Annotated in this window: 15 protein-coding genes; 9 read left to right on the top strand and 6 right to left on the bottom strand. The window is 60.8% G+C overall.

Going from position 1 to position 19,129, the window contains the following annotated elements:
* Positions 1-67 precede the first annotated feature (67 nt).
* The 6 genes from recC to yfiB all read left to right on the top strand — a co-directional run bounded on the left by recC (position 68) and on the right by yfiB (position 11,781).
* The gene (gene recC, locus NK667_RS23645; protein ID WP_054616210.1) at positions 68-3,520 is read left to right on the top strand and encodes an exodeoxyribonuclease V subunit gamma; all 3,453 of its coding nucleotides are present in this window, start codon (positions 68-70) and stop codon (positions 3,518-3,520) included.
* Positions 3,517-7,206, top strand: a complete 3,690-nt coding sequence (recB, locus tag NK667_RS23640; RefSeq protein ID WP_054616209.1) for an exodeoxyribonuclease V subunit beta — start codon at positions 3,517-3,519, stop codon at positions 7,204-7,206. The genes recC and recB overlap by 4 nt, the downstream gene beginning before the upstream one ends.
* Entirely contained in the window at positions 7,203-9,299 is a 2,097-nt protein-coding gene (recD, locus tag NK667_RS23635) for an exodeoxyribonuclease V subunit alpha (RefSeq protein ID WP_054616208.1), read from the top strand. The genes recB and recD overlap by 4 nt, the downstream gene beginning before the upstream one ends.
* A 132-nt stretch (positions 9,300-9,431) precedes the next feature.
* Positions 9,432-10,007, top strand: coding sequence for a regulatory sequestration protein YfiR (gene yfiR / locus NK667_RS23630; RefSeq protein WP_054616207.1), 576 nt, complete (start codon positions 9,432-9,434; stop codon positions 10,005-10,007).
* On the top strand, positions 10,004-11,272 hold the full coding sequence (gene dgcN, locus NK667_RS23625) for a diguanylate cyclase DgcN/YfiN (protein ID WP_054050176.1): 1,269 nt from the start codon (positions 10,004-10,006) through the stop codon (positions 11,270-11,272). Before yfiR ends, dgcN begins: the two co-directional genes overlap by 4 nt.
* 5 nt (positions 11,273-11,277) lie before the next feature.
* Positions 11,278-11,781 carry an outer membrane lipoprotein YfiB gene (gene yfiB / locus NK667_RS23620; RefSeq protein WP_054616206.1) on the top strand — a complete coding sequence of 168 codons (504 nt, stop codon included), beginning with the start codon at positions 11,278-11,280 and terminating at the stop codon, positions 11,779-11,781.
* Here the strand turns inward: yfiB and NK667_RS23615 are convergent.
* Positions 11,778-12,725: a LysR family transcriptional regulator gene (locus tag NK667_RS23615; protein WP_054616205.1), complete on the bottom strand. Its 948-nt coding sequence runs from the start codon at positions 12,723-12,725 to the stop codon at positions 11,778-11,780. The genes yfiB and NK667_RS23615 overlap by 4 nt on opposite strands.
* A 149-nt stretch (positions 12,726-12,874) precedes the next feature.
* On the opposite strand from NK667_RS23615, the gene NK667_RS23610 reads away from it, so the two are divergent.
* Positions 12,875-14,401 (top strand): CoA-acylating methylmalonate-semialdehyde dehydrogenase, encoded by a 1,527-nt coding sequence (locus NK667_RS23610; RefSeq protein WP_054616204.1) that lies wholly within the window; start codon positions 12,875-12,877, stop codon positions 14,399-14,401.
* A gap of 10 nt (positions 14,402-14,411) precedes the next feature.
* A complete protein-coding gene (gene mmsB / locus NK667_RS23605; RefSeq protein WP_054616203.1) occupies positions 14,412-15,299 on the top strand; it encodes a 3-hydroxyisobutyrate dehydrogenase in 888 nt (295 codons plus the stop codon).
* A 160-nt stretch (positions 15,300-15,459) separates the two neighbouring features.
* Here mmsB and NK667_RS23600 read toward each other — a convergent pair whose 3' ends face one another.
* The 4 genes from NK667_RS23600 to NK667_RS23585 form a co-directional block, all read right to left on the bottom strand.
* Positions 15,460-15,804: a cupin domain-containing protein gene (locus tag NK667_RS23600; protein ID WP_007946320.1), complete on the bottom strand. Its 345-nt coding sequence runs from the start codon at positions 15,802-15,804 to the stop codon at positions 15,460-15,462.
* Between the two features lie 91 nt (positions 15,805-15,895).
* The gene (locus NK667_RS23595) at positions 15,896-16,285 is read right to left on the bottom strand and encodes a MerR family transcriptional regulator (protein WP_054616202.1); all 390 of its coding nucleotides are present in this window, start codon (positions 16,283-16,285) and stop codon (positions 15,896-15,898) included.
* A 48-nt stretch (positions 16,286-16,333) separates the two neighbouring features.
* Complete coding sequence (locus NK667_RS23590) at positions 16,334-16,909, bottom strand: NAD(P)H-dependent oxidoreductase (protein ID WP_054616201.1); 576 nt, start codon at positions 16,907-16,909, stop codon at positions 16,334-16,336.
* Between the two features lie 45 nt (positions 16,910-16,954).
* On the bottom strand, positions 16,955-17,839 hold the full coding sequence (locus tag NK667_RS23585) for a LysR family transcriptional regulator (protein WP_054616200.1): 885 nt from the start codon (positions 17,837-17,839) through the stop codon (positions 16,955-16,957).
* Between the two features lie 219 nt (positions 17,840-18,058).
* On the opposite strand from NK667_RS23585, the gene NK667_RS23580 reads away from it, so the two are divergent.
* Positions 18,059-18,823: a sulfite exporter TauE/SafE family protein gene (locus NK667_RS23580; protein ID WP_054616199.1), complete on the top strand. Its 765-nt coding sequence runs from the start codon at positions 18,059-18,061 to the stop codon at positions 18,821-18,823.
* Here the strand turns inward: NK667_RS23580 and NK667_RS23575 are convergent.
* Positions 18,813-19,127: a putative quinol monooxygenase gene (locus NK667_RS23575; RefSeq protein ID WP_054050153.1), complete on the bottom strand. Its 315-nt coding sequence runs from the start codon at positions 19,125-19,127 to the stop codon at positions 18,813-18,815. The two genes, NK667_RS23580 and NK667_RS23575, sit on opposite strands and share 11 nt — an antisense overlap.
* Positions 19,128-19,129 lie beyond the last annotated feature (2 nt).

Here is a 19,129-nt window from a genome sequence, read left to right as displayed (position 1 = left end):
GCTGTCACCGTCTCCTGACAGTGCTAAGGTTCGGCCCTAGCTTTTGTATTTTCCCAAGGAAGCCTTTATGCCGGACGCTGCGTCCCTCAATGCTGGTTTTATGGTGGTTCAAAGCAACAGTCTGGATGAACTGCGTAGCCTGGTGATCAGCGTAATGCGGAACTACCCATTGGCGCCCTTGGAAAATGAAATAGCCTTGGTACAGAGCAACGGCATTGCTCAATGGCTGAAGCTCGCACTGGCCGAAGACCCTGAAGACGATGATATGGGAGGCTGTGGCATCGCGGCGGCAATCGATGTGCAATTACCCGGCAGCTTTATGTGGCAACTCTATCGCATGGTCCTGGGCCGGGATGAAATCCCGGTCAAATCCCTGCTCGATAAAGCCCCGTTGACCTGGCGTCTGATGCGCCTGCTGCCGCAGTTAATCAATCAGCCGCATTTCGAACCCCTGCAACGCTTCCTGACCCATGACACCGATTTGCGTAAACGCTATCAATTGTCCGAGCGTCTGGCGGATCTGTTCGACCAATATCAGGTGTACCGGGCCGACTGGCTTGAGGATTGGGCTGAAGGCCGACATCAATTACGCAACGGCAGAGGCGAAGCCAAGGCCCTGACCCCGGCGAATTGCTGGCAGGCAGAGCTATGGCGTGCGCTGCTGCTGGATGTAGGGGAACAAGGCATGGCCCAAAGCCGTGCAGGCGTCCATCAACGGTTTATCGAACGTATCAACAGTCTCGACGAAGCGCCTGATGGATTACCGTCCCGAGTGATCGTTTTCGGGATTTCTTCGCTGCCCGCCCAAGCACTGGAAGCACTCGCCGGACTGGCTCGATTCAGCCAGGTCTTGCTTTGCGTCCACAACCCATGTCGTTACCATTGGGCTGACATCGTCGCCGATAAAGACCTGTTGCGGCACCAATATAAACGCCAGGCCCGTAAAAGCGGGATGCCGGTTGTCCTCGATCCGCAAACCCTTCACCAACACGCTCATCCTCTATTGGCCGCATGGGGCAAGCAGGGGCGGGACTACATCAACCTGCTCGACAGCTATGACGATCCCGGCAGCTATCGTGCGGCATTTCGCGGTGGCCGCATCGACCTGTTCAGCGACAGCCAGCCACAAAACATGCTCAATCAGTTGCAAGACGACATTCTTGAGCTGCGTCCTTTAAACGAGACCCGAGAGCATTGGCCTGCCGTCGATCTGCAAAACGACAAATCGATCCGTTTTCACATTACTCATAGCGCCCAGCGGGAAGTGGAAATCCTTCACGATCAGTTGCTCGAACGCTTCAGCGCTAACCCGGATTTAAGACCTCGCGATGTGATCGTGATGGTGCCGGACATCGACAGCTACGCTCCGCATATCCGCGCGGTATTCGGCCAACTGGAACGCAATGATCCGCGCTTTATTCCCTTCACCCTGGCAGACCAGGGCCAACGCGGTCGTGATCCGTTACTGATCGCTGTCGAACACCTGCTCAAGTTGCCGGACAGTCGTTTCCCGGTCAGCGAAATTCTCGACCTGCTGGACGTCCCCGCACTCCGGGCGCGCTTTGGCGTAGAAGAACCTGATCTGCCGACCCTCCACCGTTGGATCGAAGGTGCCGGTATTCGCTGGGGCATGAATGCTGAACAACGAGCCGCCCTCGGTCTGCCGCAAGAGCTTGAGCAAAACAGTTGGCGTTTCGGCCTGCGGCGCATGCTGCTCGGTTATGCGGTGGGCAGCGCCAATGCCTGCGAAGGTATTGAGCCCTATGATGAGATCGGTGGGTTGGACGCCGCGCTCATTGGTCCTTTGGTTGCCCTGCTGGATGCACTGGAAATCGCGCACCAGGAACTCACACAACCGGCTCCGCCCAAGCAATGGGGCGTGCGGTTGCAAGGGCTGGTTCAGCTGTTTTTCAAGGCCAGCAACGAGCACGACGACTACTTGCTGGCTCAACTCGAAGAACTGCGCGAAACCTGGCTCGATACCTGCGAGTCCGTGGGATTGCAGGACGAGTTACCGCTGACAGTCGTCCGCGAAGCGTGGCTGGCAGGTCTCGATCAGGGCCGCTTGTCCCAGCGCTTCCTGGCCGGTGCCGTCAACTTCTGCACCTTGATGCCCATGCGCGCGATCCCATTCAAACTGGTGTGCCTGCTCGGTATGAATGACGGAGATTATCCTCGCGCCCAACCGCCGCTGGACTTCGACCTGATGGGCAGCGACTACCGCCCCGGCGATCGCTCCCGACGCGAAGATGATCGCTACCTCCTGCTGGAAGCGCTGCTGTCGGCACGCAATCAACTTTATATCAGCTGGGTAGGCCGGAGCATTCGCGATAACAGCGAGCGTCCGGCATCGGTACTGATTGGCCAGTTACGCGACCATCTTGCCAGCGGTTGGCGATTGGATGGCGACGCCGATGACCTGCTTGAAGCAATGACGCAAGAACACCCCTTGCAACCCTTCAGTGCCCGCTATTTTCACGAGGGCGATGCGCTGTTCAGCTACGCCAGCGAATGGCAGGTGCTGCATCAGTCCAACGAGCAAACGACTGATATCGAGATTCTCGAACCCTACATTCAGGACGAGCCGCTAGGCCTGGGACAATTGCAGGATTTCCTGCGCAACCCCGTACGACATTTCTTCAGCCAGCGGCTCAAGGTGTTCTTTGAAGCGGCTGAAGTGCCGTTGGCCGATGAAGAGCCTTTTGTGCTCGACGCGCTGCAACGCTACAGCCTCAGCGACAGTTTGCTTGAGGCGGCATTGAGTCAACTGGAACACTCCGATCAGGCACTGGAAGCTCAAGCCATCCGCCTGCAAAACAGTGGCCTGCTGCCCATGGCCGGTTTCGGTGAATGCCTTCAGCGCGAGTTGATCGAACCGTTACCGGATCTGCTGCAACGCTATCAACAACTCTTGGCGTTATGGCCGACACCGCTGACCAGCGCGTTGCCAGTGAATCTGGAACTGCACGGTTTGCGTCTTGAAGGCTGGCTCAGTGGCCTGCACCAACGCGCAGACGCGGGCATGCTGTCGATCACCACGATCCCCAACAGCATCGGCTCGATCAAGACCCGCAAGTGGCATCGGCTGACGCGACCATGGGTCAATCACCTAGTTGCCTGCGCCAGCGGCCTGTCGATGAGCACCGCGCTGGTCGCCTCCGACGACACTCTGCTGCTGGAACCGTTGCAGAAGGAGGCCGCGCTACAAATCCTCGGTAATCTGCTGCTGGCCTGGCAAGCGGGCATGCGCCAACCGTTACCGATCGCAGTGAAAACCGCCTTCGCCTGGCTCGGTCAAACCGACCCGATCAAGGCCGATGCCGCCGCGCGAAAAGCCTACGAAGGTGACGGTCAGACTACTGACGGCGAACGTCGCGAAAGCCCGGCACTCGCCCGGCAATACGCGGATTACGACAGCCTGATCGCCGATGAAACCTTTCCCGGTTGGTGCGACGCTTTGTACAGGCCACTGCTTGAAGCCCCTTGGCGCTCACTGACCAGCGAGGGCGCGCGCTCATGACCACGAAGACACCGTTGGCCCTGGCATTCCCTCTGCGCGGCAGCCAACTGATCGAGGCCAGCGCCGGCACCGGCAAGACCTTCACTATCTCCGCCCTATATCTGCGCCTGGTCCTTGGCCACGGCGGCGAGTCGAGTGGTTTCGGGCGTGAATTGTTGCCGCCGCAAATCCTCGTCGTGACCTTCACCGATGCCGCCACCAAAGAACTGCGCGAGCGTATTCGCACCCGTCTGGCCGAAGCTGCGCGGTTCTTCCGGGATGAGATTCCGGCGCCCGATAGCCTGATTGCAGATTTGCGAGACCAATTCCTTCCAGAGCAATGGTCCGGTTGCGCAAACCGCCTGGACATCGCTGCTCAATGGATGGACGAAGCGGCCGTCTCGACCATCCACAGTTGGTGTCAGCGCATGCTGCGCGAGCACGCGTTCGACAGCGGCAGTCTGTTCACCCAAACCCTGGAGACCGATCACAGCGATCTACTGGGCGAAGTCCTGCGCGATTACTGGCGGCTGTTCTGCTACCCGATGCAAGGCGATGCGCTGAACTGGGTTCGCGCCAATTGGGGCGGCCCCGCAGCGTTGCTGCCGCGAGTGCGCGGCTTGTTCGCCAGCGAGCGCGATAGCGTTGAGGGCAAAGAGCCCGCCGAACTCATCGCCGAGTGCCTGCACGAACGGCGCACGGCCCTGCTTGAACTCAAGATGCCGTGGCGCCAATGGGCAGACGAATTGCTCGCGATCTGTCATCAAGGCGTGGCGAGCAAAAGCGTCGACGGGCGCAAAATGCAGGCGCGCTATTTCGAGCCTTGGTTCGAAAAGCTCAAAGCCTGGGCCGAAGACGAATCCCTCGAACAGCTGGACATCGGCACCGGATTCACCCGGCTGACTCCCGACGGCATGGCCGAAGCCTGGAAGGGTGAAGCACCCCGTCATCCCGGCCTGGATGCGATGCCTGGCCTCAAGGTCAGTCTCGATAGTTTGCCGACGCCTGATGCGGCCGTTCTGCAACACGCGGCCCAGTGGGTTGGCGCACGTTTCGAAGAGGAAAAACGGCGCCGCGCGGAAATGGGTTTCGATGACATGTTGCTACGTCTCGATGCAGCCTTGCAGTCCGACGGCGGTGAGCGCCTGGCAACGCTGATTCGCGAACAATTCCCGGTGGCGTTGATCGATGAATTCCAGGACACCGACCCGGTGCAGTACCGCATCTTCGAAAGCATTTATCGCATCGAAGACAACAACCCCGAGTGCGGCTTGTTCCTGATCGGCGATCCGAAGCAGGCGATCTATGCCTTTCGTGGCGCCGACATCTACACCTACCTGCGCGCCCGTCAGGCCACCACCGGCCGTTTGCATACGCTGGGCACCAACTTCCGTTCCAGCCATGGCATGGTCAATGCGGTGAACCATGTTTTCGAGCGTGCCGAGTCGCGGGAGACCGGGCGCGGTGCGTTCCTCTTTCGCGAAAAAAATGGCGATAACCCCGTACCGTTCCTGCCCGTCGAGTCCCAAGGGCGCAAAGAAGTTTTGCAAATCGATGGTCAGAATGTTCCGGCGCTGAACATCTGGCATCTGCCTGCCGAGCAGCCGCTGTCCGGCGTGGTGTACCGACAACAATTGGCCGCTGCCTGCGCCAGTGAAATCACTGCGTTGCTGAACGGCGGGCAACAAGGCCGGGCGGGTTTCATACAGGACGGCAAAGACTTCAGAGGCCTGCTGCCGGCGGACATCGCAATTCTGGTCCGTGACGGCAAAGAGGCTCAGGCAGTGCGTGGCGAATTGTCCGCTCGTGGTGTGCGCAGCGTTTATCTCTCGGACAAGGACTCGGTGTTCGCCGCCCAGGAAGCGCATGACCTGCTGACCTGGCTCAAGGCCTGCGCCGAGCCCGACGTCGAGCGTCCACTGCGAGCCGCGTTGGCCTGCATCACGTTGAACCTCTCGCTGGCTGAACTGGAGCGACTGAATCAGGACGAACTGGCCTGGGAAGCGCGGGTCATGCAGTTCCGCCGGTATCGCGAGATCTGGCGCAAGCAAGGCGTGCTGCCGATGCTGCGACGCTTGCTGCACGACTTCCAGCTGCCCCAGGCATTAATCACTCGCAGCGACGGCGAGCGTGTCTTGACCAACCTGTTGCACCTCTCCGAACTGCTGCAACAAGCAGCCGCCGAACTCGATGGCGAACAAGCGCTGATTCGGCATTTGTCCGAGCACCTGGCGCTGTCCGGCCAGGCGGGTGAAGAGCAAATCCTGCGCCTGGAAAGCGACGAACAATTGGTCAAGGTCGTGACCATTCACAAGTCCAAGGGCCTTGAGTATCCGTTGGTGTTCCTGCCTTTCATCTGCTCGGCGAAACCGGTGGATGGCAGTCGTTTGCCGCTGCATTACCACGACGCCACGGGTAAGGCGCAGGTGACGTTGAAACCGACACCCGAGTTGATCGCCCTGGCCGATGACGAGCGTCTGGCCGAGGATTTGCGCTTGCTCTATGTGGCACTGACCCGGGCGCAACACGCGTGCTGGCTCGGAGTGACCGACCTCAAGCGCGGCAATAACAACAGCTCGGTGCTGCATTTATCGGCATTGGGTTATCTGTTAGGCGGTGGCGCGGCGTTGGTTGAGTCCGCCGGCCTGAAGCGTTGGCTGGAAGACCTGCAGCAGGATTGTCTGGCACTCAGCTATGGCGAGATGCCTGAGGCGACTGCCGAGCATTACCATCCGCCGCGTAACGAGGCGACCTTGCTCGCGCCGTTGATTCCCAAGCGCAAGGCCAGCGAAAACTGGTGGATTGCCTCCTATAGCGCCTTGCGCATTGGCGACAGCATGAGCGTGGGCACTGACGAAGCGCCGGAGAGTCCGCAAGCGCAAAAGCTCTTCGATGATGAACGTCTAGATCCCGAGGCACCACGGGAAGTGGTGACTGGCGGCGCGGATATTCACCGCTTTCCCCGTGGCCCGAATCCCGGCACCTTTCTCCACGGTCTGCTCGAATGGGCCGGCGACGAAGGCTTCAGCGCGACGCCGAAAGCCGTGGAAGACGCGGTTGGCCGGCGCTGCAATCGGCGCGGCTGGGAAGGCTGGATCGTTACGTTGAGCGACTGGTTGCAGCACTTGCTCAAATCACCGTTGCACATTGGTGGCGGGCAGCCGCCAGTGATCTTTGAGCAACTGACCCAGTACCGGGTCGAGATGGAGTTCTGGTTCGCCAGTCACAAGGTCGACGTGCTCAAGCTTGATGAACTGGTGCGCCAACACACCCACAACGGCGTGGCCCGCGTGGCCGCCGAACCGGTGCTGCTCAATGGCATGTTCAAGGGCTTCATCGACCTGACGTTCGAGCACGACGGTCGCTACTACGTCGCCGACTACAAATCCAACTGGCTTGGCGTTGATGACGCGGCCTACACCGAGCAGGCCATGGAGCAGTCGATCCTCGATAACCGCTATGACCTGCAATACGTGTTGTACCTGTTGGCCCTGCATCGCCAGCTCAAGACACGGCTGCCCGACTACGATTACGACCGGCATGTCGGCGGTGCGTTGTACCTGTTCTTGCGCGGCACGCGAGCCGCCAGCCAAGGCGTGTATTTCGCCCGTCCGCCACGGGAATTGATCGAGCGTCTGGATCGCATGTTCCAGGGTAAGCCGGAACTCAAGGCTGAGCCCGCCTGGGAACAGGGAGAACTGCTATGAGCCGCACCTTCGCCGATTTGTTGCCCACGCCATTGGCGGCGGAAAGCCTGGCCGAACTGGCGCCGTTAACTCGCGCCGACGATCTTTTGTTGTTGCTTACCCGCTGGGTCGAGCGCGGTTGGCTGCGGGCGCTGGACAAGGCATTCGTTGCCTTTCTCCATGAACTCGCTCCTGATGATGATCCGCTGGTGTTGTTGGCCGCAGCGTTGACCAGTCATCAACTCGGTCACGGGCATGTGTGCCTGGACCTGTTCGAGACGCTCAAGGCGCCGGACTTCGCCCTGTCGTTGCCCCCTGAAGGCGATGTGCAAAGCGGCGCGATGTTGCTGCCGTCGCAATTGCTGGAAGCATTGGACGGCGCGCATTGGTGCAAGGTGCTGGCCGCCAGCAGTCTGGTGGCGCTGGCGGTGGATGGGCGTGAGGCAGCTCAGCATCGGCCGTTGGTGCTGTCGGGCAAACGCCTGTATCTGCGCCGCTACTGGGCTTACGAACGGCGCATCGACAATGCCTTGCGCCAGCGCCTGTCAGAACACGAAGCGACACCTGCAGATTTGCTCCAACGCCTGACCGGTTTGTTCGGTCCCGCCAAGCCGGGCGAGGTGATCGACTGGCAAAAACTCGCCTGTGCCCTGGCCACCCGCAGTGCGTTCAGTATCGTCACTGGCGGCCCGGGCACCGGCAAGACCACCACCGTGGTGCGCTTGCTGGCGTTGCTCCAGGCTCCGGCCGTGGAGGCTGGCAAACCGCTGCGTATTCGTCTGGCCGCGCCTACCGGCAAAGCTGCCGCGCGACTGACGGAATCCATCAGCCAGCAAGTACAAACCCTGACCGTTGCCGAAGCGGTGCGGGACAAGATTCCGTCCGACGTCACCACTGTGCACCGTCTGCTGGGCAGTCGGCCCGGCACCCGACATTTCCGTCACCACGCCGGTAATCGCTTGCCGCTGGATGTGCTGGTGGTCGATGAAGCGTCGATGATCGACCTGGAGATGATGGCCAATTTGCTCGATGCGTTGCCGGCCCATGCGCGTCTGGTGCTGCTCGGTGACAAAGACCAATTGGCCTCGGTGGAGGCGGGCGCCGTGCTGGGGGATTTGTGTCGCGACGCTGAGGCCGGTTGGTACAGCCCGCAGACGCGCCAGTGGCTGGAGACCGTCAGCGGTGAAAGCCTGGAAGGCAGCGGTTTGCATGAGGACACCGACGGCTCTCATCCCTTGGCCCAACAAGTGGTGATGCTGCGTCACTCCCGTCGATTCGGCGAAGGTAGCGGCATTGGCCAGTTAGCCCGCTGCGTCAATCAACAACTCCCCGATGAAGCGCGCAAGCTGCTGACCGAACGCAGCTTTAAAGACGTGTTTTCCCGGCCCCTCAAAGGTGAGCAGGACAAAGCGCTGGAGCGTTTACTGCTCGACGGCCATGCCGACGGGCCACACGGTTATCGGCATTACCTGAGCCTGCTGCGCAAACAGCGGCCGCCTCTCGACAGCAGTCTCGATGATCCACGCTGGACCGAGTGGGCGCGGCAAGTACTGAATGCTTTCGACACCTTCCAGTTGTTGTGCGCGGTGCGCAAAGGACCGTGGGGCGTTGAAGGCCTGAACCAGCGAGTGACTGACGCCTTGCTCAAGGCGCGGCTGATCGACAGCGACCAGCAATGGTACGAAGGGCGGCCAGTGTTGATGACTCGCAACGATTACGGCCTGGGCTTGATGAACGGCGACATCGGCATTGCGCTCAAGCTACCGGAGCGCGACGGCCCTGAGGCTGGCAAGCATGTGCTGCGTGTCGCGTTCCCGCGCAACGACGGCGAGGGCGGTGTGCGCTTTGTGCTGCCGAGCCGGCTCAATGATGTCGAGACGGTTTATGCGATGACGGTGCATAAATCCCAGGGCTCGGAATTTGCCCACACTGCGTTGATCCTGCCGGACGCTCTGAACCCGGTGTTGACCAAGGAGCTGATCTACACCGGAATCACCCGGGCCAAGGACTGGTTCACCCTGATCGAGCCTCGTGCCGGGGTGTTCGAAGAGGCCGTGCAACGCAAAGTTAAGCGCTTGAGCGGGCTGATGCTGGAACTGGAGGAGGGCGTTTAGTTTAGTCCTTGATATGCCAATCGGTTGACGACGTAAATCTGTCTGAAACGCCCGGTTTTACAGGCTCGCGGGCGTTTCGGTGCTGTGCTATCGTTGCGGCACTATTCCGTTGAATCCGAAGAGAATCCCTGCATGAAGTTGGCTGTCCGGGCGACAGAGAGCGTAATCGGCTGCAAGCGAATATTGCTTGTCGGCCTGCTCTGGTTGCTGGCCGGAATCGCATTCGCTCAGCCTGAAACCGCCGTCGGTATGGCTGACCAACGGGCGAAAGCGGTCACGCAAGTAGTGCTCGGGATTCTCAGTTATGCCCGCTGGCCTGTCGAACCCGCGCAACTGCGCCTGTGCGTAGTGGGCCCGACCGAATACACCGACGATCTGGTGAAAGGCTCGACCCAGGCCACCGGTCGTCCTGTCACCGTACGACGCCTGCTGGCCGACAACCCGGCGATTGTCGGCGAGTGCGATGCGGTCTACATCGGCAAGTTGACCGCCGATGAGCGCAGCCGCTTGTTCGCCTCGTTGATCGGTCAACCGGTGCTGAGCATCAGCGAAAGCAGCGATCAGTGCACCGTCGGCAGCCTTTTCTGTCTGCGGGTCAGCGACGATCAAGTGTCCTTCGAGGTCAATCTCGACTCCGTCGCCCGCAGTGGCGTGCGCATTCACCCGAGCGTGTTGCAACTGTCGCGCCGTAAGCCGGCGGCGCCATGAGTCTATTCAAACCGGATACTCGCCCCACGTTGCGCTCCGTCATCGGCCGCGGCCATTTGATTGTCGCGCTGGTCGGCGTGGCCATGGCCAGCGTGTCACTGACTTTGCTCGGGGTGCTGGCGTTGCGGGTGTATGCCGATCACAACCTGCACCTGATCGCGCGCTCGATCAACTACACCGTGGAAGCAGCGGTGGTGTTCAACGACAAGGCCGCTGCCACTGAAGCGCTGGCGTTGATCGCGTCCACCGAAGAAGTCGCCGATGCCCAGGTGCATGACACGCAGGGCGCTTTGCTCGCGCGTTGGCAGCGACCGGAAACCGGGTTGCTCTCCGATCTGGAAATGCAGATTGCCAAGGCCTTCCTGGAAGAACCCATCAACATGCCCATCGTCCATCAGGGCCAGGAAATCGGCAGCATCCAGCTCACCGGTCACGGTGGCAGCCTGATGCGCTTTTTGCTCAGCGGCCTGATGGGCATCGTGGTGTGCACGGCCATCAGTGCCTGGGTCGCACTGTATCTGGCGCGCCGGCAACTTCGCGCAATCACCCGCCCACTGCGCAGTCTGGCTTTCGTGGCTCACGCCGCGCGCAGCGAACGGGCCTTCGACCAGCGTGTGCCGCCCGCCGCCATCGCCGAACTGGACAACCTGGGCAACGACTTCAATGCCTTGCTCGATGAACTCGAATCCTGGCAGACCCATCTGCAAAGCGAGAATGAAACCCTGGCTCACCAGGCCAGCCATGACAGCCTCACCGGGTTGCCGAACCGGGCGTTTTTCGAAGGTCGGCTGATTCGTGCGCTGCGCAACGCGCACAAGCTCAACGAGCGCGTGGCCGTGCTGTTTCTCGACAGCGACCGGTTCAAGGAAATCAACGACAACTTCGGCCATGCCGCCGGCGATGCGGTGCTGGTAGCGGTGGCCACACGGGTTCGTGCGCAATTGCGCGAAGAAGACCTGGTGGCGCGCCTGGGCGGCGATGAGTTTGCCGTGCTGCTGACGCCGCTGCACAAGAACGAAGATGCCGAGCGGATCGCCGACAAAATCATTGCCAGCATGGAAGTGCCGATCACGTTGCCGGGCAACACCACGGTGTTGACCTCACTCAGTATCGGCATCGCCGTCTATCCCGATCACGGTGCCACTCCGGGCGCCTTGCTCAACGCCGCCGACGCGGCGATGTATCAAGCCAAGCGCCTGTCGCGAGGCGCACAGCACACGGCCGGGTCGGAGCACCCTGTCGTTCACGTTCAAACCAGGAGCTAATTTCTGTGTTCTCACTGCCTCAGCGTTCCCTGCGATTTTTCACCATCACTCTGTTCATGGCTTTATTGACATTGACCGGGTGCCAAACCGCGCCGCAAAAAGGCCTGACCCCGGCGCAGGTCGCGGTGCTCAAGCAACAAGGCTTCGAATTGACCGATGACGGCTGGGCCTTTGGCCTGTCCGGCAAAGTACTGTTTGGCAGCGACGTCGAAAGCCTGAATCCGCAAAGTACTGAAATCGTCCAGCGCATTGGCAAGTCTTTGGTAGGCATCGGGATCGAGCGAGTGCGCGTCGATGGCCACACCGACGGGTCCGGCAAAGAGTCTTACAACCAACAACTGTCCCTGCGCCGCGCGAAAAGCGTCGGCAAGGTCTTGGCCGCTGTCGGTATGAAAGAAGAGAACATCAAGCTGCAAGGGCTGGGCAGTACTGAGCCGGTGGCCTCCAACGACACACCGGCCGGCCGCACCGAGAATCGCCGGGTGTCGATCGTGGTGATCGCCGACTAATCGGCGAACACCATCTCCCGAGTGTCCCCCATCAACAGGCGCTGATTCTGCTCAGTGACTTCGCGGATGTAATCCCACAACAGGGTGATCCGCTTGAGCTTCCTCAGGTCCTCCCGGCAGTACATCCAGAACTGCCGGGTGATGTTGATCTCCGCCGGCAACACCGGTAGCAATCGCGGATCCTGGGCCGCCAGGAAGCACGGCAGAATCGCCAGCGACCGCCCTTGCTGCGCTGCCACGAACTGCGCGATCACGCTGGTGCTGCGCAGGTTGGCGCTGGCGCCGGGCAGGACGTTCGCCAGGTACAGCAGCTCAGAACTGAAGGCCAGATCGTCCACATAACTGATGAATGAATGTTTGCCCAAGTCGGCCGGGCGGCGGATCGGTGGGTGTTTGTCGAGGTAGTCCTGGGTCGCGTACAGCTGCAATTTGTAGTCGCAGAGTTTGCAGCAGACGTACGGCCCGTGTTCCGGGCGTTCCAGGGCGATGACGATGTCCGCTTCGCGTTTGGACAGGCTAATGAAGTGCGGCAGCGGCAAGATGTCCACCGAGATGGCCGGGTAGGCGTCGACGAAGTGGCTGAGCTGCGGGGTGATGAAGAAACTGCCGAAACCTTCGGTGCAGCCCATACGTACGTGACCCGACAGCGCCACGCCGGAGCCGGAAACCTGCTCGCAAGCCATGTGCAGCGTGCTTTCAATCGACTCGGCGTAACCCAGCAATCGCTGACCCTCGGCGGTCAGGACGAAGCCGCTGGTCCGGGATTTTTCGAACAGCAACGTGCCCAATGCCGCTTCCAGCGAACTGATGCGCCGGGACACGGTGGTGTAGTCCACCGCGAGGCGCTTGGCCGCGGTGCTGGCCTTGCGGGTGCGGGCGACTTCGAGGAAAAACTTGAGGTCATCCCAATTCAGCGAACCTAAAGACGTGATGTTTTTTTGCATGTTGGACCGGCTTTTATGTGCGTTCTTATTAGAAGTTTGCACATCTATACTCCAAAAACAGTCCGACAACCAATTCGCGACACACGCCTCATCTCAAGGCGACTTACACGCCTTGGCTCCCTGCATAACAATAAGTATTGGAGACCAGCATGAACGCATCGCTCACGCCTAACGAAACCACCGTCCAGAACGTCAAGCTGTTGATCGACGGCGAGTGGGTCGAGTCCCAGACCACCGAGTGGCACGAAATCATCAACCCGGCGACCCAGCAAGTGCTGGCCAGGGTTCCGTTTGCCACCGCGCAGGAAGTCGACGCCGCGATCAGCGCTGCGCATCGCGCCTTCCAGACTTGGAAGCTGACGCCGATCGGCGCGCGGATGCGCATCATGCTCAAGCTCCAGGCGTTGATTCGCGAACACTCCAAACGCATCGCCGTGGTGCTGAGTGCCGAGCAGGGCAAAACCATCGCTGATGCTGAAGGCGATATTTTCCGTGGCCTGGAAGTGGTCGAGCACGCGTGCTCCATCGGCACCCTGCAAATGGGCGAATTCGCCGAGAACGTGGCGGGCGGCGTCGACACTTACACCCTGCGTCAGCCCATCGGTGTCTGCGCCGGCATCACCCCGTTCAACTTCCCGGCGATGATTCCGCTGTGGATGTTCCCGATGGCCATCGCCTGCGGCAACACCTTCGTGCTCAAGCCGTCCGAACAGGACCCGATGTCGACCATGCTGCTGGTGGAACTGGCGATCGAGGCCGGCGTTCCGGCGGGCGTGCTTAACGTGGTTCACGGCGGCAAGGACGTGGTGGACGCGCTCTGCACTCACAAGGACATCAAGGCTGTTTCCTTCGTCGGTTCGACCGCTGTCGGCACGCACGTCTACGACCTGGCCGGCAAACACGGCAAACGCGTGCAATCGATGATGGGCGCGAAGAACCACGCCGTGGTGCTGCCGGACGCCAATCGCGAACAAACCCTCAATGCTCTGGTCGGCGCCGGTTTCGGTGCGGCCGGTCAGCGTTGCATGGCCACTTCGGTGGTGGTGCTGGTGGGCGCGGCCAAGCAATGGCTGCCGGACCTGAAAGCGCTGGCGCAGAAACTCAAAGTGAATGCGGGTAGCGAGGCGGGCACCGATGTCGGCCCGGTGATCTCGAAAAAAGCCAAGGTGCGGATTCTCGATCTGATCGAAAGCGGCATCAAGGAAGGCGCCAAACTGGAACTGGATGGTCGCGAGATCAGTGTTCCTGGCTTCGAGAAAGGCAACTTTGTCGGCCCGACCCTGTTCTCCGGTGTGACCACCGAGATGCAGATCTACACCCAGGAAATTTTCGGCCCGGTGCTGGTGGTGCTGGAAGTCGACACCCTCGATCAGGCGATTGCCCTGGTCAACGCCAACCCGTTCGGCAACGGCACGGGCCTGTTCACCCAGAGCGGTGCAGCGGCGCGTAAATTCCAGAGCGAAATCGACGTCGGCCAGGTCGGTATCAACATCCCGATTCCGGTGCCGGTGCCGTTCTTCAGCTTCACCGGTTCCCGTGGTTCGAAACTCGGCGACCTCGGTCCGTATGGCAAGCAAGTGGTGCAGTTCTACACTCAGACCAAGACTGTCACCAGTCGCTGGTTCGATGACGACAGCGTCAACGACGGTGTGAACACCACCATCAACTTGCGTTAAGGAGCCGGACATGAAAATCGCTTTTATCGGTCTCGGCAACATGGGCGCGCCGATGGCGCGCAACCTGATCAAGGCTGGCCATTCGCTGAACCTGGTCGATCTGAACAAAACCGTATTGGCCGAACTGGAGCAACTGGGCGGCAGCATCAGCGCTACGGCGCGGGAAGCGGCACAAGGCGCAGAACTGGTGATCACTATGCTGCCTGCCGCTGTGCATGTGCGTAGCGTGTGGCTCGGTGAAGATGGTGTGCTCGCCGGTATCGGCAAAGGTGTGCCGGCAGTGGATTGCAGCACCATCGATCCGCAAACCGCCCGCGACGTGGCAGCCGCTGCGGCGAAACAAGGCGTGGCGGTGGCGGATGCACCGGTTTCCGGCGGTACTGGCGGTGCAGCGGCGGGGACGCTGACCTTTATGGTTGGCGCCACTCCTGAACTGTTCGCCACCCTGCAACCGGTGTTGGCGCAGATGGGCCGCAACATCGTGCATTGCGGCGAAGTCGGCACCGGGCAGATAGCCAAGATCTGCAACAACCTGTTGCTGGCGATCTCCATGGTCGGCGTCAGTGAAGCCATGGCCTTGGGCGATGCGTTGGGGATCGATACCGGCGTGTTGGCCGGGATCATCAACAGCTCGACCGGGCGTTGCTGGAGTTCGGAGATGTACAACCCGTGGCCGGGCATCGTCGAAACGGCGCCGGCCTCGCGCGGTTACACCGGCGGTTTCGGTGCCGAACTGATGCTCAAGGATCTGGGGCTGGCCACGGAAGCGGCACGTCAGGCGCACCAACCGGTGGTGCTCGGCGCGGTGGCCCAGCAGTTGTATCAGGCGATGAGCCAGCGTGGGGAGGGTGGCAAGGACTTCTCGGCGATCATCAACAGCTATCGCAAACCCCAGTGAACCCCTGTGGGAGCGGGCTTGCTCGCGAAGGGGACGGGACATTCAACATTGATGTTGGCTGACCCACTGCCTTCGCGAGCAAGCCCGCTCCCACAAAGATTGCATGTACTTATCGATATTTTCCGAGAGACCACGTCGGGTGGTCTCTCGGTTTTTTGCATCAGGCAAACACAAAATACTTACGCACAGTCTCGACCACTTCCCACGTGCCTTTCATTCCCGGCTCAATGACGAAGATATCCCCGGCGCGCAAATGGATCGGCTCTTTACCCTCAGGGGTGATGATGCAGTAGCCCTCGCGGAAATCGCAGTATTCCCACTTCACGTATTCCACGTACCACTTGCCGGGCGTGCAGATCCAGGTGCCCATGATCTTGCTGCCGTCTTCGCTGGTGTAGGCGTTGAGGTTGACGGTGTGCGGGTCGCCTTCGAGTTTTTCCCATTTGCAGGCGTCGAGCACCGGCAGCGGGTGAGTGTCGCGAAGAACGGTGATAGGTGCGGTCATGTGGACTCCGGGCAAGCAGGCTGAAGAACTGAAGTCGCCACCCTATAGCGCCCGTTCCCCCGTCAGTTGTCTGTGCTCGACATCGACCTGCTCAGAAACGCGCGCCGGCCTCAAAGTTTTCCAGCGGACAATCGATCCTGGCGTGTTCGAGGCTGGCTTCAAATTCGATCAATTGCGCTTGCTGCTGCGACAGCGCGGCAATTTGTTCGTTGATCTCTCGCTTCTTGGCCGCAATGGCCTGTTGCGCCCTTTGTAATGGCGTCGCCGCGCCTTGATGCCCGGCGAAGATCGCTTGCAATTCCTTGAGCCGGAAACCCAATTGCTGAGCGCATTTGATAAAGATCAGCAGGTCGACGCTTTGCTGGTCGTAGACCCGGTAGTTGCCCAGACGCTGGGCGGCCGGCAGCAAGCCGATCGACTCGTAATGGCGGATGCTCTTGATAGTGGTGCCTGAACGTTGCGCGGCTTGGCCGATGTACATGAAAAGTCCCTTTTTGCCGAGGTACAGTCAGGCGCATTATCGGCAGACTCAGCGGCTGGCGATAGCCTGGGCTTGCAGCAACCAGGCTTCGCGCTGGCGGGCGCTGGAACCGAGAATCGGGCCGAAGGTGAGCGTGCGCTTGGGTTCGATACCGCAAAAGGCCAGGGTGGTTTTACGGATCTGATGCAGCCCGGGCATGCGATAGACCCAGCGGTAATACCAGGGTGGCGTGTCCATGGTGACCAGCAAGTGCGCGCTGCGACCATGCAGGAGTTTATCGGGGAAGGCTTTGCCTTCGCGGTACTTAAAGGCAAACCCCGGCAGGAATACCCGATCAAAAAAGCCCTTGAGCAACGCCGGAATTCCGCCCCACCAGATCGGATAAATCAGCGTCAGGTGTTCGGCCCACAGGATGTCGGCCTGCGCGTGGCGCAGATCGGCTTCCAGGGGTTGGATTTGCTGGTAACCCTCACGCAGGATCGGGTCGAAATCCAGTTGTCCGAGAAATAATTGCCGCACCTCATGCCCGGCGCGTAACGCTGACTGCGCATAGCGTTCGGCGAGCGCAGCGCAAAAACTGTTACTCGACGGATGGCCGAGAATCACCAGGATTTTTTTGCCCATCGTCTGCGTCCTTGAAGATCAAACCCCAAGGATAAAGTCTGCCCCTCAGGGGAGAGTCAAGGCGTGCAACAGGGCTTGGGCATAGCCGGGCAACGCAGTGAAGTCCCGTGCGCACAGCAGCAATTTGCGCTGAGCCCAAGGTTCCTTGAGGGCGGCACATTTGAACGGTTGCTGCGCCGAGCCACGTTCAACCGCCGCCAGCGGCACGATTGCCAGTCCGGCACCTCGAGCCACCATGCGCATCACGCCATCGAAGCCGTCGGCGCGGATGCGGATTTGCATGCGCAGGCCGGCGTGCAGGGCTTGTTCTTCCAGATACACCGCCAACGCGCTGTTGGCGCCGAGGCCGACGTAATCGTGGTGCAAGGTGTCGCTGAAACTGACTTCGCTGGCGTCGGACAAAGGGTGGTCATTGGGCAGGATCAGTACCAGCGGATCGTCGCGAAACGCTTGGGTCTGTAGGTCGCCGGTGTCCACGGCGTCGGAAACGATGCCGAGGTCGGCAGCTCCCTGGCGCAAGGCGTGGGTGATGCGGGTGCTGGGCAGTTCTTGCAGGTCGATGTCGAGGTTGGGATGCTCGCGCAAGAAGTCCGCGAGCAACTCCGGCAGGTATTCGGTGATCGCCGTGGTGTTGCACAACAGCCGGACCTGGCCTTTGACGCCTTTGGCGTAGTCGGCGAGGTCCTGTTGCATGCGCTCGGCTTGTTGCAGCAGTACCCTGGCGTGTTGCGCCAAGGCTTTACCGGCGGGCGTTGGCGTGACGCCGCGACGACCACGCTGCAGAAAATCGATGCCGAGCGAGGCTTCCATGGCACGGATGCGTGCGCTCGCGGCGGCCAGGGACAGATGCGTCCGACCGGCGCCGGCGGTGATGTTGCCGGTGTCGAGGATGTTCAGGTAAAGACGCAGGTCGGTGAGGTCGAAGTGCATCGTTGCCGCCTATGAAGAGTTGTTGTCTGGGCGGGCGCCATCGCGAGCAAGCTCGCTCCCACAGGGGATCTCGGTATGGCGCACTTCCAATGTGGGGAGCGAGCTTGCTCGCGATGGCGTCAGCAGCCGCAGCTCAAAACTTTAGCCTTCACCATACCAAGAGGCACCCTCAGTATATGGCAGATTTCCAACCCGACCGCCCGGGCGCAGGATAGCCCCATGAATACTCTCGCCGCGTTCTACCAAAACCTCGGTCTGGCCCTCTCCTTGCTGGTCATCGCCACATTCCTGCTGGCCGGGATGATCAAAGGCGTAATCGGCCTCGGCCTGCCAACCATCGCCATGGGCCTGCTCGGTCTGGCTATGGCGCCGTCGCAGGCTGCCGCGCTGTTGATCATCCCGGCAACCCTGACCAACGTCTGGCAACTGGCGTTCGGTGGCCACTTGCAAGGGCTGATCAAACGTCTGTGGCCCATGCTGCTGGCGATTTTCCTCGGCACCGGCGCTGGCACGCTGTGGATCGGCATGGCCGGCGGTCATTGGGTGGTGCGGGGATTGGGCGCGGCGTTGTTGCTGTACGCCTTGAGCGGTCTGTTTCTGCCGACCTTGCGGGTGGGCAGTCGCGCTGAGCGTTGGCTCGGTCCGATGTGCGGCGTGCTGACGGGCGTCATCACCTCGGCCACCGGCGTGTTCGTGATTCCGGCGGTGCCGTACCTGCAAGCTCTGGGTTTGAACAAGGATGAACTGGTACAGGCGCTGGGCCTTTCGTTCACCGTCTCGACCCTGGCGCTCGCCGCCGGCCTGTTCTGGCGCGGTGCCCTCGGCGGTGGCGAGCTGAGCGCTTCGCTGCTGGCGCTGATCCCTGCGGTGCTCGGCATGTTGCTCGGGCAATGGTTGCGTCAGCGGATCAGCGCCGTACTGTTCAAGCGCGTATTCTTCATTGGCCTCGGCGTGCTCGGCGGCCACTTGCTGATCAGCGGCTAGCCGACGACGGGCTGAGCATGTCGATGGCGCGGATGTCGAAATCCCGCTCCAGATAATCCATGCGCTGATCGCGGAACAGCTTCATGTGCGGCAGGTTCGAGTGCACGTCCAGATCCGCCTGGGACGCCCAGATCTCATAAAAGATAAACAGCGTCGGGTCCTGCTTGTCGCGCAGCATGTGGTACTCGATGCAACCGGGCTCGGCGCGGCTTGGCTCGACGTAGGCGCGAAAGAACGCTTCGAAAGCCTCGGCTTTTTCCGGTCGGGTCTTGGCCATCAGGATGAAACCCTGCACTTCACTCATCG

The sequence above is a fragment of the Pseudomonas nunensis genome, from assembly GCF_024296925.1.
Taxonomy (GTDB): domain Bacteria; phylum Pseudomonadota; class Gammaproteobacteria; order Pseudomonadales; family Pseudomonadaceae; genus Aquipseudomonas; species Aquipseudomonas nunensis.
This window is presented reverse-complemented; position numbering and strand designations above follow the sequence as displayed.